Annotated in this window: 21 protein-coding genes; 8 read left to right on the forward strand and 13 right to left on the reverse strand. The window is 59.8% G+C overall.

Translation table 11 applies throughout. From position 1 onward, the window contains the following. Window positions 1-62: 62 nt before the first annotated feature. The 8 genes from AC5YUO_RS20655 to AC5YUO_RS20690 all read right to left on the reverse strand — a co-directional run bounded on the left by AC5YUO_RS20655 (window position 63) and on the right by AC5YUO_RS20690 (window position 9,048). Window positions 63-968, reverse strand: coding sequence for a UTP--glucose-1-phosphate uridylyltransferase (locus AC5YUO_RS20655; RefSeq protein ID WP_400819356.1), 906 nt, complete (start codon window positions 966-968; stop codon window positions 63-65). A 67-nt stretch (window positions 969-1,035) separates the two neighbouring features. After that, the gene (locus AC5YUO_RS20660) at window positions 1,036-2,031 is read right to left on the reverse strand and encodes a glycosyltransferase family 2 protein (protein ID WP_496154993.1); all 996 of its coding nucleotides are present in this window, start codon (window positions 2,029-2,031) and stop codon (window positions 1,036-1,038) included. Next, window positions 2,031-2,975 (reverse strand): glycosyltransferase family 2 protein, encoded by a 945-nt coding sequence (locus AC5YUO_RS20665; RefSeq protein WP_496154994.1) that lies wholly within the window; start codon window positions 2,973-2,975, stop codon window positions 2,031-2,033. The genes AC5YUO_RS20660 and AC5YUO_RS20665 overlap by 1 nt, the downstream gene beginning before the upstream one ends. Beyond that, window positions 2,972-3,970 carry a glycosyltransferase family 2 protein gene (locus tag AC5YUO_RS20670; RefSeq protein WP_496154995.1) on the reverse strand — a complete coding sequence of 333 codons (999 nt, stop codon included), beginning with the start codon at window positions 3,968-3,970 and terminating at the stop codon, window positions 2,972-2,974. Before AC5YUO_RS20670 ends, AC5YUO_RS20665 begins: the two co-directional genes overlap by 4 nt. A 17-nt stretch (window positions 3,971-3,987) precedes the next feature. Beyond that, window positions 3,988-5,169 (reverse strand): glycosyltransferase family protein, encoded by a 1,182-nt coding sequence (locus tag AC5YUO_RS20675; RefSeq protein WP_496154996.1) that lies wholly within the window; start codon window positions 5,167-5,169, stop codon window positions 3,988-3,990. Between the two features lie 84 nt (window positions 5,170-5,253). Next, the gene (exoK, locus tag AC5YUO_RS20680; RefSeq protein ID WP_496154997.1) at window positions 5,254-6,045 is read right to left on the reverse strand and encodes an endo-1,3-1,4-beta-glycanase ExoK; all 792 of its coding nucleotides are present in this window, start codon (window positions 6,043-6,045) and stop codon (window positions 5,254-5,256) included. 4 nt (window positions 6,046-6,049) lie between these two features. Next, window positions 6,050-7,198 (reverse strand): acyltransferase family protein, encoded by a 1,149-nt coding sequence (locus AC5YUO_RS20685; protein WP_496154998.1) that lies wholly within the window; start codon window positions 7,196-7,198, stop codon window positions 6,050-6,052. A gap of 371 nt (window positions 7,199-7,569) precedes the next feature. Further along, a complete protein-coding gene (locus AC5YUO_RS20690) occupies window positions 7,570-9,048 on the reverse strand; it encodes a lipopolysaccharide biosynthesis protein (RefSeq protein WP_496154999.1) in 1,479 nt (492 codons plus the stop codon). Between the two features lie 117 nt (window positions 9,049-9,165). On the opposite strand from AC5YUO_RS20690, the gene AC5YUO_RS20695 reads away from it, so the two are divergent. Further along, on the forward strand, window positions 9,166-10,131 hold the full coding sequence (locus AC5YUO_RS20695; protein WP_496155000.1) for a glycosyltransferase family 2 protein: 966 nt from the start codon (window positions 9,166-9,168) through the stop codon (window positions 10,129-10,131). Between the two features lie 53 nt (window positions 10,132-10,184). After that, window positions 10,185-11,153, forward strand: a complete 969-nt coding sequence (locus tag AC5YUO_RS20700; RefSeq protein WP_496155001.1) for a polysaccharide pyruvyl transferase family protein — start codon at window positions 10,185-10,187, stop codon at window positions 11,151-11,153. A 443-nt stretch (window positions 11,154-11,596) separates the two neighbouring features. Here the strand turns inward: AC5YUO_RS20700 and AC5YUO_RS20705 are convergent, their stop codons facing one another. Then, window positions 11,597-12,586, reverse strand: coding sequence for a glycosyltransferase family 2 protein (locus tag AC5YUO_RS20705; RefSeq protein ID WP_496155002.1), 990 nt, complete (start codon window positions 12,584-12,586; stop codon window positions 11,597-11,599). 110 nt (window positions 12,587-12,696) lie between these two features. Then, entirely contained in the window at window positions 12,697-12,975 is a 279-nt protein-coding gene (locus AC5YUO_RS20710) for an exopolysaccharide production repressor protein (protein ID WP_496156534.1), read from the reverse strand. Window positions 12,976-13,315: 340 nt separating this feature from the next. On the opposite strand from AC5YUO_RS20710, the gene AC5YUO_RS20715 reads away from it, so the two are divergent. Continuing rightward, the gene (locus tag AC5YUO_RS20715; RefSeq protein ID WP_020812422.1) at window positions 13,316-13,582 is read left to right on the forward strand and encodes a DUF6074 family protein; all 267 of its coding nucleotides are present in this window, start codon (window positions 13,316-13,318) and stop codon (window positions 13,580-13,582) included. Between the two features lie 72 nt (window positions 13,583-13,654). Here AC5YUO_RS20715 and AC5YUO_RS20720 read toward each other — a convergent pair whose 3' ends face one another. Together AC5YUO_RS20720 and rpsU are read right to left on the reverse strand one after the other, a co-directional pair. Then, complete coding sequence (locus AC5YUO_RS20720) at window positions 13,655-14,551, reverse strand: tetratricopeptide repeat protein (RefSeq protein WP_496155003.1); 897 nt, start codon at window positions 14,549-14,551, stop codon at window positions 13,655-13,657. Between the two features lie 133 nt (window positions 14,552-14,684). Next, window positions 14,685-14,912, reverse strand: coding sequence for a 30S ribosomal protein S21 (gene rpsU, locus AC5YUO_RS20725; RefSeq protein ID WP_003508541.1), 228 nt, complete (start codon window positions 14,910-14,912; stop codon window positions 14,685-14,687). A 317-nt stretch (window positions 14,913-15,229) separates the two neighbouring features. On the opposite strand from rpsU, the gene AC5YUO_RS20730 reads away from it, so the two are divergent. The 5 genes from AC5YUO_RS20730 to AC5YUO_RS20750 are packed head-to-tail and all read left to right on the forward strand — an operon-like array spanning window position 15,230 to window position 20,723. After that, the gene (locus AC5YUO_RS20730) at window positions 15,230-16,483 is read left to right on the forward strand and encodes a sarcosine oxidase subunit beta family protein (protein WP_059756984.1); all 1,254 of its coding nucleotides are present in this window, start codon (window positions 15,230-15,232) and stop codon (window positions 16,481-16,483) included. After that, window positions 16,483-16,893: a hypothetical protein gene (locus AC5YUO_RS20735; protein ID WP_496155004.1), complete on the forward strand. Its 411-nt coding sequence runs from the start codon at window positions 16,483-16,485 to the stop codon at window positions 16,891-16,893. The genes AC5YUO_RS20730 and AC5YUO_RS20735 overlap by 1 nt, the downstream gene beginning before the upstream one ends. Window positions 16,894-16,904: 11 nt before the next feature. Then, window positions 16,905-17,219 carry a sarcosine oxidase subunit delta gene (locus AC5YUO_RS20740; RefSeq protein ID WP_400819319.1) on the forward strand — a complete coding sequence of 105 codons (315 nt, stop codon included), beginning with the start codon at window positions 16,905-16,907 and terminating at the stop codon, window positions 17,217-17,219. Continuing rightward, window positions 17,216-20,176, forward strand: coding sequence for a sarcosine oxidase subunit alpha (locus AC5YUO_RS20745; protein ID WP_496155005.1), 2,961 nt, complete (start codon window positions 17,216-17,218; stop codon window positions 20,174-20,176). Before AC5YUO_RS20740 ends, AC5YUO_RS20745 begins: the two co-directional genes overlap by 4 nt. Further along, window positions 20,169-20,723: a sarcosine oxidase subunit gamma gene (locus tag AC5YUO_RS20750; protein WP_496155006.1), complete on the forward strand. Its 555-nt coding sequence runs from the start codon at window positions 20,169-20,171 to the stop codon at window positions 20,721-20,723. Before AC5YUO_RS20745 ends, AC5YUO_RS20750 begins: the two co-directional genes overlap by 8 nt. Here the strand turns inward: AC5YUO_RS20750 and AC5YUO_RS20755 are convergent. Continuing rightward, on the reverse strand, window positions 20,720-21,760 hold the full coding sequence (locus tag AC5YUO_RS20755; protein WP_496155007.1) for a DUF2332 domain-containing protein: 1,041 nt from the start codon (window positions 21,758-21,760) through the stop codon (window positions 20,720-20,722). The two genes, AC5YUO_RS20750 and AC5YUO_RS20755, sit on opposite strands and share 4 nt — an antisense overlap. Window positions 21,761-21,777: the final 17 nt, after the last annotated feature.

Raw genomic sequence — 21,777 nt, forward strand, 5'->3', positions numbered from 1 at the left:
GCTCGCCTTCCCGCCTCCCGTTATTGGTGCGCCGGCCGCCTCCCCCGGCGGCGCGATGAAAGTCAGGCCGCCTGAACGCGGCTTTCGTGGTTTGCCACCAGCTCCTTCACGGAAGCGAGAACCTGCGCCTCCATGTCGGCGCGCAGCAGCGAAAAGGCGACGTTGGCGGCGATGAAACCCTGCTTGCTGCCGCAGTCGAAGGTGCGACCGGTGTATTTCTGCGCATGGAAAGACTGCTTTTCGGCAAGCCGCTTCATGCCGTCGGTCAGCTGGATTTCATTGCCCGCGCCGCGTTCCTGCCTGGCGAGAATATCGAAGATTTCCGGCTGCAGGATGTAACGGCCGTTCAGGTAATAATTCGAAGGCGCCTTGGATGGTTCCGGCTTTTCGACCATTTCGGTGACGGCAAAGCCGTGATTGACCTTCTGGCCGACACCAACGACGCCATAGGACGACACTTCTTCCGGCAGGCATTCCTCGACACCGAGAATATTGCCGCCAACCTCGTCGTAAAGTTCCATCAGGCCGGCAATGCAGCCGCGCGCGCCATAGGACACCATGTCAGGCAGAAGCAGGGCGAAAGGTTCCTTGCCCACCAGTTCGCGTGCGCACCAGACGGCGTGGCCGAGACCGAGCGGCACCTGCTGGCGTGTGTAGCTCACCGTGCCGGCAACCGGCAGCATCTTTTCCAACTGAAGCACCTGCACGGTCTTGCCGGAGCGGGTGAGCGTATTGATGAGTTCAGGCGCGCTGTCGAAATAGTCCTCGATGGCGGTCTTGTTGCGGCTCGTGACGAAAATAATGTGTTCGATGCCGGCCTGCATGGCCTCGTCAACGGCATATTGCACGACCGGTCGGTCGACGATCGTCAGCATTTCCTTTGGCATCGCCTTGGTGGCGGGCAAAAACCGCGTGCCGTTGCCGGCTACCGGAATGACGGCTTTTCTGACAGTTTTGTTCAGGTCCATCGCGTTCTCCTTCATCAAGGTTTGATCTGTCCCCAGTCCCCGCGCAGATTTCGTCCACGCGTCGATTTCACGAAATCTGTCTTTTCACCCCTGTATTCGCCGCGGGCGCAAACATCGCGTCCCGCAGCCTCCTCAGCCGCACTGCAATGGGCATTCTTAAGTGTCCCAGCACGGCAGGATCCCTTATCGTGGTCTTCAAGGCGCCGAGTACCGAACGGCGCTTGATGTTTTCCACCAATGTCAAAAAATTATGCGCCAGCCGCAGGCTGCGGCTTCTCGCCTGCTGCGCATCCATGGCGGCGGGCAGCAAAGTGTAATGGCTCAGGAATTCCTGATCCGCCCGCATCATCGCCTCGACGTGATGAAGTTCGAGCACACGCGAAATCGAGCCCTCGCGGATATTGTAGATATAACCCGGCTTCGGTTCGATGACGCAGAGGCCGCCGGCGGCAAGTGCCGAGGCGAGCAGGATGTAATCCTCGCCGATGCGGATATCCTCGCGGAAGCGCAATCCCTCATCGTTCAGGAAATCGCGCCGGAACATCGGTTTCATGTAGCCGAAATTGAAGGTGGAGCGGAACAGGATGTTGGAGGAAATGAAGTCCTCAAGGGTGAGAACCGCTCGTTCCTCCAGAAATTCTTGTGGAAACATCGTCTCCATCGGCCTGCCGTCGGTATAGACGACATCGAGATTATCGACGGCAATCGCCGCACTGGCGGCTTCCGCCCGGCACATCATGCAGGCGGAGCGCTCCGGGCGAATGACATCGTCGGAATCGAGCACGGCGATCCAGCGCCCGGTCGCGGCTTCGATGCCGGCATTGCGCGCACCGCCCGGACCGCGGTTTTCGGCAAGAGCAAGCAGGCGTACACGCGGATCGATGGCGGCAATCGCCTCCACGAAGGGGACGGTGTCATCGGCGGAACGGTCGTCGACGACGATCACCTCCAGCGTCACACCCCGCTGGTCGAGCGCACTTTGGATGGCCGCTTCAATGGTGTCGGCGGCATTATAGGCGGCGATGACGAAGCTGATATCGGGCGGTGAGGTGAGATTCTCCATCAGGTCGCCTCCACCGCACCATATTGGCGGATTTCACGCACGCCAAAGGCGCCGCTCATCGAGCCCATATGCAGCGCGCCACGCAGCGCATAACGATTGCGGCGCACGGCGTTGAAGCCATTGAGTGCGGCAAAAACGCCGCAATAAAGCACCTTCGAGCCGGCCTTGATGACCTGAACCACGCGGCGAGCACCGGGCTTCTTTTCCGCCAGCACGCGGCCATGGGTCTGGCCGGAACGGAAGCGGCGCTTGGCAAGCCACATGAAGCTTGCCCGATTTTCAGGCACCGGTTCGGAAAGCATGGCATCTTCCGCAAAGACGATACGGCCGCCTGCGGCGTGAAGATGCGAGAAGAAATGCGTATCTTCGCCGCCGCTCTGGCCGAGCGCCAGCGCAAAACGCCGGCCCTTCACCGAGGGCGCTTCCATCCTGAGCAGCGTATTGCAGGTATAGCCGGTGATGATTTCGCCATTCACCCAGACGGGGACTGTCGAGTGGAAATCACCGCGTTTCATCCAGCCCGGTGCATTATCCCGGTAAACTGCCGTCACCGGGCCGAGAACGGTTTCCGCACCCGTCTCGTCGGCTTTTTCCAGAAGCGCGGCCAGCCAGTGCGGCGGGGCGGTTTCGTCATCGTCGATGAAGGCCAGATAATCCGCTTTGCATTCCGACAGGCAGGCATTGCGGGCAATCGAAATATTCGACTTCGGGCAATGGACATAGGTGATGTCGAAGGGGGCGGTTTCGCGCAGGCGGTCCACACTGGCCTTGGCGCTCGGCTCCTCGTCATTATCGGCGACGATCAGGCGAACTTTCACACCTTCCGGCACGTCCAGCTCGAAGAGTGACAGAAGTGTGGCAACCAGCGCCGGGCGTCTGTAGGTGCAGATGCCGATATCGACGGTTTTCGAATCATGCGGGCGGGTGACGGTGTTGTCGGTCATGAGACAGCCTTTCTTCCCCGGAATTTCAGGAGTTCCAGCCAGAAGCCGGTGGACCAGGCCAGATGCATCACCATTGCCGAAAAGGCGGCGAGCGGGCCGTATGGGTTTTTCTGACCTATTGCCATCCACAAGCCATAACCCACACATGCGGCGATCCAGAGGCCAAGCGGAATAAGTGCGGCCCAGTGCACAAGCGACAGCAAGGCGAAGATGAAGACCGGCAACACGGCGAGCGGAATCATCTGGCGGATTTTCGGGATCGAGCGATGTTTCAAAAGGTTCTTCGCGCGGCCGCGGCCATAAGCGAGATATTGCCGGAAGAGCGGCATGACGCTGGCGCGCGGATAATAGGTCATGCGGGTCTTGTCGGTCATCCAGATGCGGAAACCGGATTTGCGCAGCCGGAAGTCCAGCTCGGCATCCTCATTGTGGCTGAAGCTCTCGTCATAACCGCCGACCGCATCGAAAGCGGCGATCCGCATCAATGCGTGGTGGCCATGGTCGATCCAGTGACCCTTTGAACCTTCGCGGTGCTTGGAGCCGCCATTGCCGAGCTTGGAATTCTGGGCGATGGCCGTCGCCTTTTGAAACAGGCCGTGGCCGACCGTATCCATGGCGACGACGACGGAATCCGCGCCGGTGCGCTCGGCATCCTCGACCAGCCGCTGGCAATAATCATCGGGATAATCGCCATGGGCGTCGATGCGGATGAGATAATCGTAATCCTCGCCGAAGGTGGCGACGGCAAGGTTGATGCCAGCGCTCTGAATGCGCTTCGGATTGGCAAGAAGCGTGACGCGCTCGTCCTTCGCCGCAAAGGCGGAAACGATATCGCGGGTTCCATCCGTACTGCCGCCATCGGCAACGACGATGCGGAAAAGACGCCCATCCATTGCGCCGGTGAATTTGACAAGCAGTCCTTCGATCGTCTTTGCCTCATTGAGGCAGGGAATGACGATCAGCGTTCTGATGCCGGAATTGCTACGACCTTCCATGATTTGCCCCCTACGCGCTACACGGGTGAAAACTGCGCTTCGCGGGCATGGCCGGAGGCGGATTTGGCAAGCGAGGACAAGTGCTGGACCAGCTGACGGCAATCGTCGCGGTCAGTCAGCCATTGTTTCCTGTCTGTTGCCGAGAGGGTGTTGAAGGCATCCGCATAGGTTTGCGGGTTCATCTGGCTAAACAGGGCGACGAGATCCTCCGGACGGGCATTCGGGAGGACGAAGCCGATATCGCGCCTTTCGATGAAGCGGGCGGTTTCCGTGCCGGCAAGCGCAATTGGCAGGGTGCCATAAAGGCAGCCTTCGTAGAGCCGGTTGGGCAGCAGCCAGCTGGAATTCTGACCTTCCTCGAAAAAATCGATCGCCCAGGTGAACTGCACCTCGTTATAGATAGCGGCAAGGTCCTCGGGGTTCTTATATGGCCCATGGAAATGCACATGCGGGGCGGCGGCTACGAAGCCGTCGAAATCGGTAAATTCCGAATAGGCCGGCCGGCCGCGCAGGATGATTTCGACCTTGCCTTCCATGCGCTTTGCAAAATCGGCGAGGATTTCGAGCGACTTGCGGCAGCGAAGCGCACCGAACCAGCCGATCTTCCATGGCTCACCGGGGGCGGGTGCGCGCGGTTGCGGCGTGGCGGCAACGGTGGCGTCGAGTGCCAGCACCTTGTTTTCCTGCAGCAGGACTGGAAGGTCGAGGCCGGATACGGGCTTGAAATAATGCTCCACGAAAGCGGGGGAACTCGTCACCAGCAGCTTGGCGTCGCGGGCGAAATAACGCTGCGCGGCATTCAGCAGCTGTCCGGGCCTGCCCGTGTTGAGAAGCAGGCGGTGAATGTCGAGACATTCGTAAACCAGCGCCGGCTGCCCGGCATAGATCGACATGGCGCGCTTTGCCAGCGCCAGCATCTCCAGGTTTCTGGCAAGAATGACATCGGGTGCGGAGATGCCGCTCAAGAGCTTGCCCAGCGAGAGGCTCGCTTTCGCCACCGCCGCCATACGCTGCAGAAACTGCCCGTCGGCGGTTTCCCCGAGCACGACGGGTACGACGCCTTCGATCTCTGCCAGCCGGTTCTGTCCGCGCCGGAAACCCGCCAGCGTGACGCGCGCGCCACCCGCAAGCAGGGTCAGCACCCGCCGGCGAATGGCGGGGTCCGACAGATCATGCGCGAGATAAAGAACATGGGTCATGCAGGGTTCCGGTTGTTTTCACGCGTCAAAGACGCAGCAGATTCCGTTTGGTTCAAAAAAAAGCGGATCGATTCAGAAATGCTGTCAGTTAAGCGCGCAGGCGATGGATTCCGGGAACTGGCATTTGTCGCCGAGCGCCGTGAAGGCAAACCGGTCGACGATCATCTGCGTTGCGCCGGAATAGGAAAAGGCGCCCATCCAGTCCTTCAGCGTATCGGTGCCCCACAGGCTGAAGAAAATCTTCTGGGCACTCTGCGGGATTTTCGACTCATCCGTCACTTCATGGACGAGCTTGCCGTTGACGTAATAACGCAGGCGCTGCGGCTCCCAGACGAAGGCGTAATCGTTGAAGCCGGCATCCGCGCCGCCTTCCACCGGCACCAGCTTCTCATTGCCGCCCTTGGCGGAAATATACTGGTTGAGCTGCACCTTGCCGGTATTTTTGCCCAGCACTTCGAAGTCGATTTCATCGTGCGGTTTCTTGTCGGTCGGGCCGATATAGGTGAAGAAGGCGGAGTTCAGGCCAGAGCCGGTGGCGGCCTTCATGCGCGCTTCATAGGTGCCGTAGCGATAACGCCCCTTGGTCTGGATTTCACCGCAGGCGAATTTGCGGTCGCCGGCCTTGGCTTCTTCGAAACCGAGTGTCAGCTGGCCATTTTCCACCGTCGCCAGTTTCTTCGACCAGGTGCAATTCTGATGCGCGCCATTGTTCCAGCCGTCGGAAACGTACCAGAAGCTTCTGTCCATGGAATCGAAGTTCTCGATGAAGGATGCGCCATTGCCTTCCTGCGCCTGGCCCGGAGTGGCAAAAGGGGCGGCCAGAAGGGCCGCGGCGAGAAGAATGCGTGTCTGAACGCGGGTGACAAATGTTGTCATTGGTTCACCTCTGTCGTTGCGAATAAAGCGTTTCGGATGTCGGCGGGCCGATCATGGCGGCCCGTTTTGCAGCAAAATCGGCCTTCGCCTTGCCTTTGCCGCTGCGGCTTCCGGTCAGCACGGCATAAACGGCCGGCAGGTATTTGCGGGTCTGGGCATTGCTGACCACCAGAATGACGAAGGCGGAAAGCGTCGCGCTGATATAGAAAGCCGGGTAAAAATCCGGCCCGCCCTTGTTCCACACCATCCACATGATCACGAGCAGCGGATAATGGGCGCAGAAAATCCAGAAGCTCAGGCTGCCGGTTTCGGCAAGCCGCTGGCCAAGCCTGCTGCGGATCAACAGCGCGGAAGATGCCCAGAAACCGAGCGCGCCGAAGACGGCAAGCAGGTTGCGTGACATGTTGAGCCAGAAGGTGAATTCCGGACCGGTGAAATAAAGCCCGGTCGCCAACATGGCCGAGGCCGCAAAGGTCAGCGCCATGATCGGCACGGCGTAGGGATCGAGAGCCTTGACGTCGACGCGGTGGAGCGCAAGCGCAATGCCGAGCGAGAAGCTGAAAAGAATGGATTTCTTCTGGACGATGAAAATCGTCAGATCAGGCATGGCGGTGATGAAGAGCAGGATGGCGAGCGTCGGCAGGGCGAAACGGCGCATCAGAAAGGCGAGCACCGGCGACAGCAGGATGCAGACGAAGAGATCGCGCAGGAAATACAGCGGCACATTCACCGGCAGCTCTTCAAGCGCCGTTCCATGGCTGATGATTTCACGCGGGCTGGCGTTCCAGAGGTCAGGAAAATAACCGACGCCGACATCGAAAAGCTGGATCAGCAGCACGGCGGCAAACAGCGCGCCATTCCACAGCAGGAAGGGCAGCAGCACGGTTTTCGACTTGGAACGGATCGTCGCCGGATAATCGAAACCGCTCATGCCGCGACGAAACAGCAGGTAACCGGAAATGGCGCTGAGACAGGGCACACCGATGCGAAAGAGCGCATCGCCCAGAAAAACCCGCAGCCAGTCAAAGAAGCCATAAAGGCCAAGAAACGGGCTGGTTTCGGCATCGTGCGGCACATGGACGAACACGATCCCTGATATCAGCAATATGCGCATCAAGTTGATACGGGAGGATAGGTTCTGATCGACAGTCACATCAGTCACCCCTATTGGGCGGCGTCTCCCCACGCCGCGTTGCAACCAGAGCGAACTTAAGCCCGCACTGGAAAGTCTGGTTTCGACTTTGGGATAAAATGTGGCGACGCGGGAAAAACACAAGCTTAGATTTTGCGGGTGAATGTCTGGCGTTCGCTACATTTCCGCGCCCATGAAAAATCAAGATGTTGAAATTAATGTATTTTTTCTAAATTTGCGCGTCGTTAAAAATCGCAGAAGCGTGTGAATTTGTCATTTGTCGTGATGCTGCATCGCAAAAAAGATAGGTGACGCGACCTTGCCGCGGTGAAGGAAAACACCGTGGCAAGGCCGCTTAACGGCGGAAATGAGGCGCATTTTCCGCGAGATTTCTAACCTTGGGTTGCAGTATCCCGCATACGCCGCGATTTGACCATGCCGAAGATTTTCGCAAGCAAGGCGCGTTCGGTCAGCAGGATCAGCACCGCATAGATGACGCCACCCACGGCAGCACCGATGAGAACCTGAAGGGTGGCATTGGGAATGCGCTCGGCCAGAACGTGAAGCAGGTAGCGCACCGCAACGGCCATAACCAGCGCCGCGATCATCGGCCTGCTGCTGACATAGAGGCCGCGGAAAAACGGTGTGTCGCTTGCCTTGAACACGGCCCAGGAATAGGCGACCAGCGTTACCGCATTGACGATGCAGAGCCACACCATCGCGTCGATCAGGGTGCCATAAAGTGCTGCGAGCCAGACTGCGACCGTGGTGACGATGGCGCGGATCGTCGCGGACCAGAACAATACGCGGCCGTAACCCGCACCTTTTAGATAAGGGATGAAGGTGCTGCACGGTGTCAGAATGGCCTTCGATAGCGCCAGCAGCCCGAGAACCGGCCAGGCATAGGCCCAGTTCTGCCCGAAAATGACAAGCATGGCCGGTTCGGCCACGGCCCAGAGGCCGAACATCATCGGTGCAAGCAGCACGGTCAGCACCTGCGTGCTGAACATCAGCGCGTCGCGACGGCGCTGCGGATCGTCCATCATGCGGCTGAAGGCGGGAAACAGGACACCCATGACGGCGGACAGAACCACCTGGTTGGGAATGCTGGCAAAACGGTTGGAGGCGGAATAGGCGCCGGCATCCGCCAGACCGAGATGCCGGGCAATGACCACCATCGGCGACTGGAAGGTAACGAAATTGGCGATTTCCGAACCCATCAACCCGGAGCTGAAGCCGAGGAGCGGCACCAGCCGGCGCGGTTTCATGACGAAGCGTGGGCAATAACGCGAAACCGCGTAAAGCCCGACAAGCCGGATGAGGGCGGCGGCAAAAAGCTGGATGATGAGCGCCCAGACGCCGAAGCCCATAAAGGCGAGCGCCACCGCGACGATGGCCGCAATGCTTTCCGACGCCATGCTCCAGAGGGCGTCCTTGCTGAAATTCATGCGCCGGGCGAGCAGCGAATAGGCGACATCGCCGGCAAGCTGCAGCGGAATGAGGAAGGCCATGATGCGCAGCAGGTAGGCGCTTTCCACCGCGCCCAGCAGCCCGCCGAAAAATTCCGCGAAGATGTAGAGAACGGCGGCCATGGTGCAGGAGATCGCGAGATTGGCCCAGAAGACGGTATGGATCGTATCCATATCCTCTTCCTTCTCGACGATCAGCGCAGAGGTGAGCCCCGCGCCGGCGATCATCGTCAGAAACTGTACAACCGTTAGTCCTACTGCCACCACCCCGAATTCCTCCGGGGAAAGCAGTCTTGCGAGAATCGGGACCGTGACAAATTTAAGCCCGAATGTCCCTGTTTTTGATAAAACGCTCCAGCCGACATTCGTGGTGATGGTCTTTACATTTGGCGCTGGGGGCATACAAGCATCCTGTTTCTGGAGGCCGGCGGGAGGAAGCCGGTTGGGAGTTGCCGATACCATCGGGGCCGCTTTTAGGATCGGGCCCGACACTTCTTGATCAACGCAAGGGGCGAAACAATGGCAAGATTTACTGTCGTCATTCCCTACTACCAAAAGCAGCACGGTGTCCTGGGACGTGCACTCGCATCGGTTTTTGCGCAGACTTACCAGGATTTCGATCTTGTCATCGTCGATGACGAATCGCCATACCCGATCGATCAGGAACTTGCGGAACTTTCGCAGGTTGAGAAAGACCGGATTATCGTCATTAAACAGGCCAATGCCGGCCCGGGCGGTGCCCGCAACACCGGTCTCGACCATGTGCCCGACGGCAGCGACTATGTCGCCTTTCTCGATTCCGACGATATCTGGACACCCGATCATCTCCAGAATGCGGCCTTCGCGCTAGAGACTTACGGCGGCGAGTGCTATTGGGCCTCCATGCAGGCAAGTGACGAATTTTATTATCATTTCGCCATTTCCGAGCTGGAGAAGAATGAGGGTGCGGCACGGCTTTCCGAGAAACCTCTGGTGATCGAGCTGCCGGATCTGGCCAGTGTGATGCTGCGCAACTGGAGCTTCCTGCATCTCTCCTGCATGGTGATCGGCCGTCCTCTTTTTGAAAAGATCCGCTTCGACCCGGCGCTTCGTCTGGCGGCGGAAGACGTGCTGTTTTTCTGTGATTCCATCCTTGCGTCGAAGCGCACGCTTCTGTGTGACGACGCCGGCGCGATGCGTGGAATGGGCGTCAATATCTTCCACAGCATCGACAATACCTCGCCGGAGTTCCTGCGCCAGCAGTTCAATACCTGGGTGGCGCTCGATACGCTGGAGGGGCGTTTTTCACGCCGGCCGGACGATGTCGCCTCCATCGCTTCCTATAAAAACACGGCGCGCAAACAGGCGCTGTGGAGCCAGGCGGGCAATCTGAAACGGCGCAAGGCACCCGAATTCGGGCTGCTCCTGAAATGGGCGATGCGCGATCCCGCACTGCTGCGCGCCGCTTTCGAACTCGGCGCAGGAAAAATCGTCCGCTCCAGATGAGCGAATTCTCGCCCGCAAGAATTTATATGTTTTTTTCACCCAGGAGTGACCTCATGAAACCTTACCACTGGGAATCTCATCACGGAAATTTCGGTGACGATCTCAACCTGTGGCTGTGGGATTTTCTGCTTCCGGGCCTGCGCGATGTGCATGACGACGTCATGCTGGTCGGCGTCGGCACAGTGTTGAACGACGTTCTTTTGCCCGCAAAGCAGCGCAAGCTGGTGATTGGCAGCGGTTATGGTTATGGCGCGGTGCCGGATACCAGCACCGAGTTCTGGGATATTCGCTGCGTGCGCGGCGAAAAAACCGCCGCCAAGCTCGGGCTCGCCCCCGAAAAGGGTATTGTCGATCCGGCTGTGATGGTCACGGAGATGCCTGACTTCAAGGGCCTGCCTAAGCTCTACAAGAAGACCTTCGTTCCGCATTGGGAATCGGCGGAATTCGGCATGTGGGAAACGGTGTGCGAACCGGCGGGGCTGACCTATCTCGACCCGCGCGGCGAGGCGAAAGCGGTCATCCGCGCCATCGCCCAGTCGGAATTCATCGTTGCCGAATCCATGCATGGCGCGATCCTTGCCGATGCCTTCCGCGTGCCGTGGGTCGCGGTCAGCACCTCGCCCTCGATCAACAGCTTTAAATGGAGCGACTGGGCCGGCAGCGTGGGTGTCGACTATCAGCCGCGTTATGTGCCGGTTTCGACACGCGCCGAGGCGGCAAAAAAAGGCTCGCGCTTCTGGGGCATGAGCTTCCCGCCGCCGCCCGGCCCCGTCATTGCCGAGACCGGTTCCGTTCCGGCGCATGAGGGCCCGACGCATGAGGGTGACGTGCTGGTGCGGCCGCAGGAAACGCAGTCCCGGTCATTGCGCAAACTGGCCAAGCAGGTGCTGGCCGCGCCTTCCACACTGGCGCTCTGGCAGGCAAGCCGCGCGGAGCCGCGTCTCAGCCCGGATGGTCGGCTGGAAGAGCGCAAGGAGCGCTTCGCCGCCGTTCTGGAAACGGTGAAGCGGGATTATCTCTGAGCGTGAGAAGTGGATGCGGCAGGGAGTTTTCTGCCGCCTTCTCTTGAGGATGGCCATCCTCTAAGGTTTCTATCGTCATGCTCGGGCCTGTCCCACTGGTGTCCGGTTTAAATTTCTGGACAAGGTTTGCGACATTGATTCTACTTGTTTTTAGCTGTTTTTCCGCGATTTGGACATGAATTGGGAATGGCGTCGTCAGGTGAATAGCGAAGGGCGCCAAACACTCTAACGTCATCCTCGGGCTTGTCCCGAGGATCTACAACCGATTGATTTTATTCAACGTGATTAGATCCTCGGCACAGGGCCGAGGATGACGTCGAGGGGATGCGCATCCTTCGCAACCGGCTTCAGGGGCATTGCCGCCGGTATGAAAATTCAAATCGGACAGTAGTGGGCCTGCCCCGAGGATGACGGCGAGGAATTGGCTGAAGTCGTCTTTTCTCTTACGAAACCGGCGTACCGTCCAGCAGATAACGCACATCCCGCACCGGCGGCGCTTTACGGAATCGGGCGGTCTTGTCGCTCCAGATGCCGCGCGTGATGGCGGGCAGGGCGGGGAGCCGTGCGAGGGCATGGCTCAGCGCGCCGCCCATGCCCTTCTGCTTTTTCGTATCGAGAAAATGGCGAAGCTCGAATTTGGCGCGGATGTGTTTTTCATGTTCGCGCAGGATCGTCGTTTCCTCTGCCGAGAGCCGGCAGCCGGCGAGAATGGCCTTGTCCGCCTCGTATAAACGGCGAAGATCTTCGGTGCGGTGGCGGCCGCTCAGCGAATTGCCGCGCACGATCGCGCCGTATCCGCAATGGCGGATGACCTTGTAACGCGCGCCGGCGGCCAGCGCCCGCACGTAAAGCTCGTAATCTTCGCCGAGCCGCAGGCCGTCATCGTAACGCAGCGCATGTTTATCCAGAAAAGCGCGGCGTATGACCGGCTTCAGAAACCCGGTTTCCCCGCGTTCGACGCCGGGCCTGGAAATATTACCCTCCACGAATTCCGTAAGCGACAGAAACCGTGCCTGCGGTTCGAAGCGGGCCGGCTGCATGGAGGAGGCGCCGGGAACCGATTGCTGGATGAAGGCGATGTTGTCGGCCACCAGATCCCAGTCGTCATCGGCCAGCATGGCGGCGAAACGGCCCCTGAAAAAGAAGTCGTCCGCATCGAGAATGGCGATGAGCGGCGCCGATGAAATCGAGATGGCGTGGTTGCGCGCAGCCGAAGGGCCTCGATTGACCTCGAATCGCACGACCCGCAGACGGCCCGTGCCGTCATCCGCCGCATGCGCCACATCGCTCGTCGTGTCGGTGGAACCATCGTCGATCACCACGACTTCGCCGACCTCCGGCTCCACAAGGGCGGAACGTATGGCGATATCGATCGTCTCGGATGCATTTTTCGCAGCGATGATGACGCAAATGGGCTGTGAACCGCTCACCATGGATTGTCCTTCTGCTTTGACCAACCGTCAGGATTTGGCCAGCAGAAAGTGTCACGGGTGTGGATGCAAGCGATTTTTTTGCGACGCAATAAATGAAGCTGCGTGAAAGCTTACATATCGGTCAGTTTGGCGCCATGTGGCGGCGGGCTTTTTACGGCGTCCGTCTGGATTGCCTCGGCGCCACGGTCCCGCGCGAAGGTTTCGCGCATACGCCGCTTTTCGCGGGCGACCAGAACGAGAATCCCAATAAAATAACCGACTTGCAGAATGACCGCGCAGATGAGGGTCTGGATGAATGCCGTATAGAACGAGCCGTGGATGAAATATGTGGCAACCGCAAAGGTAAGCAATGCACCGATCATGCTGAAAAAAACACGAGGTGCATACATGGTGCTCTCCTCCCGAGAACGATTTCTCCATTTTTGACTGCGCTGCGGCATTTTTCTTCTTTGCAAGAAATATACGATGAGACCGGTGCTGTTTCAACACACATATACTTCTTCTAACGGTTGCGGCATGAAATTTCGGTAATCTTGATTGGTAAATTCCTCGGTAATCGATGACTTCCCCCAATAGGGGCTGCCTTACCAGACGATTTCATGCTTTTGAGAGGCGTAAAATCATTCTCTTGCAGCCATTGCCGGCTGTCTTACGCCCTCTGCAGACTTCGTTAACCATCTCGCCTTTAAAAAGTCGGTATTGATTCCTCAGCAAGAGCAGGGTGCCCGCGTGACAACGAGTTCAGAAGTAATCGCCTTTCCGGCAAAGAACCGTATTGCCGACGTCAAAAGATGTGCAACGATGCTTGACCGGCTGCATGGTGTGGAGGCGAATGATTTCTGGCGCAGGGAGTGCCGCGAGCTGGCCGCCTATCTGACAGAGCTTGGTTATGAGGACGCCGCCATGCGGCGTGAAGTCATGGAATTTCAAAACGCCGTGCAGGCGGAATTATGGGCGGGTGACGCCACGCCCGAGGCGCGCCGCGACAGCCATTGAAGGCTTAAGGGTTTCCATTAAAAAAGCCGGCGGGTGTCTAACCTGCCGGCTTTTTTGTTCATGCCTGTTTTATCAGGAAGCGCTGGCGCCGCGTGTGCGGGCGACGCCGTCAAGTGCCGGCTTGTATTTCGGGTCGAGCCGGGCCGCATGCCCATAGGACTTGGCGGCCTTGGCCATCTCGCCGCGACGCTCATAAACAAGCGCCTGGTTGGCCCAGGATTCCGCCACATTGCCGTCAAGCGAAATGGCGTGGTTGAAATCGGCAAAGGCGTTTTCATCGTCATTCAGCGCGACATAAGAAAGGCCGCGGCCGTTATAGGGCTCGGGCGAGGTCGACGACAGCGAGATTGCCTTGGAGAAGTCCTCGATGGCCTGGGCATGCTGGTTGCGCAGCTGGTAGATCAGGCCGCGATTGTGCCAGGCGCGTCCATCGGTGGTTTCAAGTTCGATGGCGCGGGAGAAATCGTTGAAGGCTTCGTTCACACGGCCGGACTGGCGGTAAAGATTGCCACGACCGATCAGCGCTACATCATAGCTCGGATTGATCTGCAGAGCGGCGTTGTAATCCTGCAGGGCCTGCTGCTGCTGCCCGGAGTTGCGGTAGACCAGCGCGCGGTTGGCGTAGGCCTGGTAAAAGCGCGGGTTGAGCTGCAGCGCCTTGTTGAAATCCTCGATGGCACGGCGCGAATCGCCGGCGCGGCCGTAAGCCGAGCCACGGACGTTATAGCCTTCGGGATCCTGCGGATTGGCGTTGATGACCGAGGTGAGCGAGGCGATGTTTTCCTGCGAGCCCTGGGCACGGTCGATCCTGAACACATCTTCCGTCTGGTTGGATGTCGCGCAGCCGGAAAGACCGGCAAGCACGGTGCAGATGACCAGAGAAGCGCGGAACCCTCTGTTGTTTTTTAATAGCACCCGGCGCTTGGAGGCATCGGCGTTTTTCACAACACAGGCGTCGACAGCGATCATTCGGTGTGGGTTCCCTCGCAGGCCGGTCTCACGGTCGTTCTCAAGAACATTCTCCGGCCACAAACACAAAGAGCGGCGGCGAATTGATCGCCCCCGCCCAACAAGCATTCAAAAACGTCCAAAAGACGGCCTATTAACGGCCTGCGCGGGGGCCTGCAACCAGACCTTCGCGCTGTGCACGCTTGCGTGCCAGCTTGCGAACGCGGCGAACGGCTTCAGCCTTTTCGCGAGCGCGCTTCTGGGAGGGCTTTTCGTAATAATCGCGCATTTTCATTTCACGGAAAATGCCTTCGCGCTGCATCTTTTTCTTCAGGGCGCGGAGCGCCTGATCAACGTTATTGTCGCGGACTAGTACCTGCACGTGAATCCCGTTCCTTTAGTTTGGTTATCTTGCTGCGCGAATAAAGGCATTCGCACGCAAACAAAAAATGGTCCGTCCGGCTGTCGAGCTGGGCGATTGGTGACGTGCAATAACAGATCATTTGCAGCAAGTCCAGCCGCTAGCGCATAATCAGCCTGCAAAATGCAGCGTGTCCCCCATTCTTCCCGCAATGTCGAAACAAAATCATTGCGACGTCGCAAAATGGATATTGCCTCCCATCCCGATTTGCCATGTGTATGATACGGGCCGGGCGTATGTTTACGGCCTCTGGCCGGTTCTTGAGGAGCAGATTGCGAATGCGCAAATATTCCGTTTTTGCCGTGGCGCGTGAGGCGCTCAGGGGTCATAAAGGGTGGGATGCGCAATGGGCCTCACCCGAGCCGCGCAAGGATTATGATGTCATCATCATCGGCGGCGGCGGCCACGGGCTGGGCGCTGCCTATTATCTGGCCAAGGAACACGGCATCACCAATGTCGCGGTTCTGGAAAAAGGCTGGCTCGGGGGCGGCAATACCGGCCGCAACACCACCATCATCCGCTCCAACTATCTCTATGAAGAGAGCATGGATATTTACGAGCATTCCCTGAAGCTGTGGGAAGGCTTGAGCCAGGATCTCAATTATAACGTCATGTATTCGGCGCGCGGCGTGATGATGCTGTCGCACAATATCCATGACCGGCAATCCTTCAGCCGCCATATCAATGCCAATCGTCTCTATGGCATCGACAATGAGTGGCTGACGCCGGAGCAGGCGAAGGCCTATTGCCCGCCACTCGATATATCGGGCAATGCGCGCTATCCCATTAATGGCGCGGCCCTTCAGCGCCGCGGCGGCACGGCGCGCCACGATGCGGTGGCCTGGGGTTATGCGCGCGCGGCCTCAGATCGGGGCGTGCACATCATCCAGAACTGCGAAGTCACCGGCATTCGCCGCGGACCTGATGGCGCGGTGACGGGTGTGGAGACCAATCGCGGTTTCATTGGTGCCAAGAAAATCGGCGTTTCCGCCGCCGGCCACTCCTCCGTCATCATGAAAATGGCTGACGTGCGCGTTCCCCTGCATTCCAATCCGTTGCAGGCGCTGGTGTCGGAACCGCTGAAGCCGATCTTCCCCTGCGTCGTCATGTCCAACACGGTACATGCCTATATTTCCCAATCCGACAAGGGCGAGCTAGTTATCGGTGCGGGTACGGACCAGTATAATTCCTATTCCCAGACCGGTGGTCTACAGATCATCACCCACACGCTGGACGCCATCTGCGAGCTTTTCCCAATCTTCCGCCGCGTGAAGATGATGCGCCAGTGGGGCGGCATCACCGACAACACGCCTGATCGTTCCGCCATTCAGAGCGTGACGCCGGTGCAAAACCTCTTCGTCAATTGCGGCTGGGGCACGGGCGGCTTCAAGGCAACGCCGGGTTCGGCCAATCTTTTCGCGCATCTCATCGCCCGTGGCGAACCGCATCGTCTGGCGGCGGGGCTGACGCTCGACCGGTTCCGCACCGGCCGTCTTATCGACGAGGCTGCCGCTGCCGCGGTGGCGCATTGATGCTGGCGGCGGCCATGCTTGCTATCACCATATCAGGTGCGGCCGCGGCCGTGCCCGTCGGCAGCGTCATTCCCGAGGCCAGGGATTTTCGCAGCCAGAAGATTGCGAAAATGCAGGGCGAGAAAGACTGGCCCTTCATGGCGGAAAAAGGCCTGCTTCTCTGCGCGCCCAGCCTTACGACGAAGATGGTTTATTTCGTCGGCGAGAAGGAGGATGGCGAGCAGGATTACCCCTTCGCGATCGACACCGACATGATGGCGGTTGCCATCGTCAATATGGGGCGGGCCTCGGCGCTGCGTCCTTTCGATAATTTCGAGCAGCTTTTAAAGCGGCTTTCCCCCTTCGTAGCCATGGGGAAGCGGCTGTGTGACCAACCCGCCGGAACAGCACTTCCGGAAAATTCTCTCTAGGTGGAGCGACGATGCTTCTGATCCATTGCCCCTATTGCGGGGAAGACCGTTCCGAACTGGAATTCCGCTGGGCGGGCGAAGCCCATATCGCCCGGCCGGAAAACATCGCCGATATCTCCGACGAGGCCTTCGCGGAATATTTCTTCATTCGCGACAATGACAAGGGCCTCGTTTTCGAGCGTTGGCGGCATATTCACGGCTGCGGCCGTTTCTTCAACGCTGCCCGCGATTCCGTCAGCGACAAATTCCTGATGACCTACAAGGCCGGCGAACCGAAGCCGGATACTGAGGCGGTCCTTTCCGCAGAAAAGGGAGCCGGGCAATGAGCGGCGACTATCGTATCAAGGGTGCCGGCCGCCTCACGCCGGCCAGAACCGCGCGTTTTACCTTCGACGACAAGATCTATCCGGCGCTGGAGGGCGACACCGTCGCGTCAGCGCTTCTGGCCAATGGCGTGCATCTGATTGGCCGCTCGTTCAAATATCATCGCCCGCGTGGTTTCCTGTCCGCCGGGCCGGAAGAGCCCAACGCGCTGATCGACGTGTCGCGAGACAGCCTGCGCAAGCAGCCCAATGTGCGCGCCACGGTGCAGGAAGTGTTCGACGGCGCCATCATTGCCTCGCAGAATCGTTTTCCGTCGCTGTCCTTCGATCTCAGCGCCATTAACGACCTCCTGTCGCCGATGTTCGCGGCCGGCTTTTATTATAAGACCTTCATGTGGCCGAAGGCCGCCTGGCACAAGATTTACGAACCGCTGATCCGCCGCGCCGCCGGTCTCGGCAAGGCGCCGAGCGAGCCGGATGCGGATCATTATTCCGGCCGTTATGCCCATTGCGACGTGCTGGTGGCCGGTGCCGGCGTTGCCGGCCTGACGGCCGCGCTGTCGGCGGCGAAAACCGGGGCAAGCGTCATTCTGGTGGATGAAAATGCCGAAGTCGGCGGCGTGCTGCGCTTCGATACCGGTGCAATCATCGATGGTCTGCCCGGTTACGAGTGGGCGCAGAAGGTTCTCGCCGAGCTGCAATCCATGCCGAATGTGCGGGTTCTGACGCGCACGACGGCCTTCGGTTATTACAACCACAATTTCGTCGCGCTGGCGGAGCGCGTTACCGATCATCTCGCCACGCCGGCCAGACACCAGCCGCGCGAGCGGCTGTGGCAGGTGCGCGCGAAAAAGGTCGTGCTGGCGGCGGGCGCAATCGAGCGCCACATGGTCTTCGCTAACAACGACCGGCCGGGCATCATGCTGGCTGCGGCGGCCCGCACGTATCTCAACCAGTACGGCGTTGCGGTGGGCCATAATGTCGGTGTCTACACCGCCCATGATTCGGCCTATGAGACGGCCTTCGACCTCAAGAAGGCCGGCGTGAAGATCGCCGCCATCGTCGATTGCCGCGAAAACCCGGATCAGCGCCTGCTGGACGAAGCGCGGGTGCTCGGCATCGAAGTGCTGGCGGGCCACAGCGTTTACAACACCGCCGGCCGCCTGCGCGTTTCTTCCATGACGGTTGGCCGCAATGGCGGCTCCAACAAGCGCAAGATCGCCATCGATGCGCTGGTCGTTTCGGCCGGCTGGACGCCATCCGTGCATCTCTTCTCGCAATCGCGCGGCAAGCTGAAGTTTGACGCGGCTAACCAGCGTTTCCTGCCTGATATCCATGTGCAGAACTGCGTTTCCATCGGCGCCTGCAACGGCACGGATGATCTTGCCGCGATCATTGCCGAAGCGGCCGCTGCCGGCGGCGGTTCGGTGGAATTCTCCGGCGAAAATGCCCGGGCCTGGACGGGCGGCATGATCGGTGAGGCCGAAGGCGCGGGTGAGGGCACCGGGGTCAAGGCCTTCATCGATTTCCAGCACGATGTCTGCGCCAAGGATATCCGCCTTGCCGTGCGTGAAGGCATGCATTCCGTCGAGCATATCAAGCGCTTCACCACCAATGGCATGGCGTCGGATCAGGGCAAGATGTCGAACATGCATGGTCTTGCCATCGCATCGGAAGCGCTCGGCCGGGATTTGCCCAAGGTCGGTCTCACCACCTTCCGCCAGCCCTATACGCCGGTCACCTTCGGCACGCTCATCAACCATTCGCGCGGCGCGCTGTTCGACCCGGCCCGCAAGACGCCGATGCACGAGGAAGAACTGGCAGCCGGTGCGGTGTTCGAGGATGTCGGCAACTGGAAGCGCGCCTGGTTCTTCCCCCGCGCTGGCGAGGACATGCATGAGGCGATCAACCGTGAATGCAAGACGGTTCGGACAAGCGTCGGCGTGTTCGATGCCTCGACCCTCGGCAAGATCGAAGTGGTCGGCCCGGATGCGGCGAAGTTCCTGAACCTCATCTACACCAACGCCTGGGACACGCTGAAGCCCGGCCGCTGCCGTTATGGCATCATGACCCGCGAAGACGGTTTCGTTTACGATGACGGCGTTGTCGGGCGTCTGGCCGAAGACCGTTTCCATGTGACGACGACCACGGGCGGCGCGCCGCGTGTTCTCCAGCATATGGAAGATTATCTCCAGACCGAATTCCCCGATCTCAATGTCTGGCTCACATCGGCGACCGAACAATGGGCTGTCATTGCTGTGCAGGGCCCGAAGGCACGCGAGGTGATCGCGCCTTTCGTCGAGGGCATCGATCTTTCGCCGGAAGCCTTTCCGCATATGGCGGTGGCCGAGGGCAAGTTCTGCGGCGTGCCGACGCGACTTTTCCGCGTCTCTTTCACCGGCGAACTCGGTTTCGAAATCAATGTGCCTGCCGATTATGGCGCTGCCGTCTGGTCCGCGATCCGCGATAGGGCGGAAGCCGTGGGCGGTTGCCTTTACGGCACGGAGACCATGCACATTCTCCGTGCGGAAAAGGGCTATATTATCGTCGGTCAGGATACGGACGGCACGGTGACGCCTGACGATGCTGGGCTCGCCTGGGCCGTTTCCAAGACGAAGACGGATTTCGTCGGCATTCGTGGCCTGAAACGCATCGATCTGACGCGCAGCGGCCGCAAGCAGCTCGTCGGTCTGAAAACGAAGGACAGGCTGACCGTGCCCGACGAAGGCGGCCAGATCGTCGCCGACCCGAACCAGCCGAAGCCCATGACCATGCTCGGCCATGTGACCTCAGCCTATTGGTCGGAAAATCTCGGCCATTCCATCGCCTTTGCGCTGGTGGCGGATGGCAGGGCGCGCATGGGCGAAACGCTCTACATTCCGCTTGCCGATAAAACCATTGCCGTCGAAGTGACCGACATGGTCTTCCTCGACAAGGAAGGAGCCCGTCTCAATGGCTGACATGCTGCACGCAAAACGCAAATCCGTGCTTGAGGATTTCCACGGCGGCTCGCCCTTCGTTTCGCTGAAACCCGCCGCTTCCGCCTCGCGGCTGTCGCTGCGGGCGCGGGAAAGCGCCGTACCGGCGCTCTCGGAAGCGCTGGGCCTTGCTTTGCCCACCAGCCCGAAAGGCTCCGTCACATCGGGTCTGCGCTCGGCCCTGTGGCTTGGTCCGGACGAATGGCTGGTGATCGATCAGGGCGAAAGCGACCTGGTGGCGGCGCTTGCCGGCGTCTCCGGGCTGTTTTCCGCAACCGATGTTTCCCACCGCAACACGGCGGTCATCGTTTCCGGCCCGGGCGCGGAGGCTGCACTCAATGCCGGCTGCCCGCAGGATCTGTCTCCGGCGCGGTTCCCGGTGGGTGCCTGCTCGCGCACGGTTTTCGGCAAAGCGGAAGTGGTGCTGTTGCGCACGGCGGATGATACGTTCCGGGTGGAATGCTGGCGCTCCTTTGCCGAATATGTCGGTGGGCTATTGCAGGAAGCGGCGGCCGACGTGGCGGTTTAGCGCCTCCACCCCCGCCATTCGACCCATCGCCCATGGAAATCGGCACGGCCGATCTCCTGTTTCTCGCCGGTGGGCCAGATTTGCAGGGTAATGGCGGCACCACCCGGTGTCGCATCCGCCTCCATCTGCAGGCGGGCAAGCGGGGCATCCAGCGTGGCGCGGGCGCCGGCCTCGGCGATCAATGCCTCGCCCGCTTGTTTCAGGGCATCCGGCAGATATTGCCAGGCGATGGAGTGATAAACGACATGGGCCGCGCCGGGATATTGCGTGGAAAGGCGGCATTTCAGCCAGTCGATCGCATCGGCTTTTTCCACCCGCAGGCCGTTCTCCACCGCGATCCGTAACGCAGCAGCGGTGCGCTCCAGCCTGTCGGTCTGGTCGGCCCAGATATAGGACATCAGCCGCAGGCGATCCTCGGTCGAAGAGGGGTCGAGCGGGTTGAGATCGCATCCGGCGCGTTCGATGACCTCGATCCGCCCATCCGGCGGTGCGCTGCCGCGCCATTCCGGCGACTGGAAGACATCGGATTGTTCGCCCCATGCAAAATCACCGAGGCGATACCGGTATCGGTCGAATTGCAGGTTGAGCCCGGCGCTCGCTCCCACCTCGGACAGCACGAGCGGCTTGCCGGTGCGCTCTGCTATCGAAAGAAAGCCCGGTAACAGCACGGCTGAACGGCGGACCTCGTTGGTCTGCGGCGGTGATTTCAGCCTTTCGAGGATGAAGACCTGATGGAACCGCAGGGCGCTGGCACAGGCCTGCCACAGCGCTTCCTCGTCATCGGGCGCGATATCGACAAGCGGCGCGATTTTTTCCTTGATGGCCAGCGCATGCAGGGCACCCGCGAGCCGCAGGGGAACGGAATCACCGGAGGGGCCGACATCGCCGGGCCAGGACAAGATTGTCTCGCCGACTTCCGTCTGGCGGTCGAGCCTTGCGGCCACAGCGCGACAAAGCCGTGCGGTAAAGGGAGAGCCGAGGCTGTCGCAGGCCTTTGCCTGCACGAGAAACGCATTCCTTACGGCTTCGTCATGCATGCGATCTCTCCCTTGCC

The sequence above is a fragment of the Agrobacterium sp. LEGMi-208b genome, from assembly GCF_059511785.1.

Excerpts from the sequence above, each read along its gene's own strand:
- AC5YUO_RS20655 (WP_400819356.1), bottom strand. The coding sequence starts at position 968 with ATGGACCTGAACAAAACTGTCAGAAAAGCCGTCATTCCGGTAGCCGGC.
- AC5YUO_RS20660 (WP_496154993.1), bottom strand. The coding sequence starts at position 2,031 with ATGGAGAATCTCACCTCACCGCCCGATATCAGCTTCGTCATCGCCGCC.
- AC5YUO_RS20665 (WP_496154994.1), bottom strand. The coding sequence starts at position 2,975 with ATGACCGACAACACCGTCACCCGCCCGCATGATTCGAAAACCGTCGAT.
- AC5YUO_RS20670 (WP_496154995.1), bottom strand. The coding sequence starts at position 3,970 with ATGGAAGGTCGTAGCAATTCCGGCATCAGAACGCTGATCGTCATTCCC.
- AC5YUO_RS20675 (WP_496154996.1), bottom strand. The coding sequence starts at position 5,169 with ATGACCCATGTTCTTTATCTCGCGCATGATCTGTCGGACCCCGCCATT.
- exoK (WP_496154997.1), bottom strand. The coding sequence starts at position 6,045 with ATGACAACATTTGTCACCCGCGTTCAGACACGCATTCTTCTCGCCGCG.
- AC5YUO_RS20690 (WP_496154999.1), bottom strand. The coding sequence starts at position 9,048 with ATGCCCCCAGCGCCAAATGTAAAGACCATCACCACGAATGTCGGCTGG.
- AC5YUO_RS20695 (WP_496155000.1), top strand. The coding sequence starts at position 9,166 with ATGGCAAGATTTACTGTCGTCATTCCCTACTACCAAAAGCAGCACGGT.
- AC5YUO_RS20700 (WP_496155001.1), top strand. The coding sequence starts at position 10,185 with ATGAAACCTTACCACTGGGAATCTCATCACGGAAATTTCGGTGACGAT.
- AC5YUO_RS20705 (WP_496155002.1), bottom strand. The coding sequence starts at position 12,586 with ATGGTGAGCGGTTCACAGCCCATTTGCGTCATCATCGCTGCGAAAAAT.
- AC5YUO_RS20710 (WP_496156534.1), bottom strand. The coding sequence starts at position 12,975 with ATGTATGCACCTCGTGTTTTTTTCAGCATGATCGGTGCATTGCTTACC.
- AC5YUO_RS20720 (WP_496155003.1), bottom strand. The coding sequence starts at position 14,551 with ATGATCGCTGTCGACGCCTGTGTTGTGAAAAACGCCGATGCCTCCAAG.
- AC5YUO_RS20730 (WP_059756984.1), top strand. The coding sequence starts at position 15,230 with ATGCGCAAATATTCCGTTTTTGCCGTGGCGCGTGAGGCGCTCAGGGGT.
- AC5YUO_RS20735 (WP_496155004.1), top strand. The coding sequence starts at position 16,483 with ATGCTGGCGGCGGCCATGCTTGCTATCACCATATCAGGTGCGGCCGCG.
- AC5YUO_RS20740 (WP_400819319.1), top strand. The coding sequence starts at position 16,905 with ATGCTTCTGATCCATTGCCCCTATTGCGGGGAAGACCGTTCCGAACTG.
- AC5YUO_RS20745 (WP_496155005.1), top strand. The coding sequence starts at position 17,216 with ATGAGCGGCGACTATCGTATCAAGGGTGCCGGCCGCCTCACGCCGGCC.
- AC5YUO_RS20750 (WP_496155006.1), top strand. The coding sequence starts at position 20,169 with ATGGCTGACATGCTGCACGCAAAACGCAAATCCGTGCTTGAGGATTTC.
- AC5YUO_RS20755 (WP_496155007.1), bottom strand. The coding sequence starts at position 21,760 with ATGCATGACGAAGCCGTAAGGAATGCGTTTCTCGTGCAGGCAAAGGCC.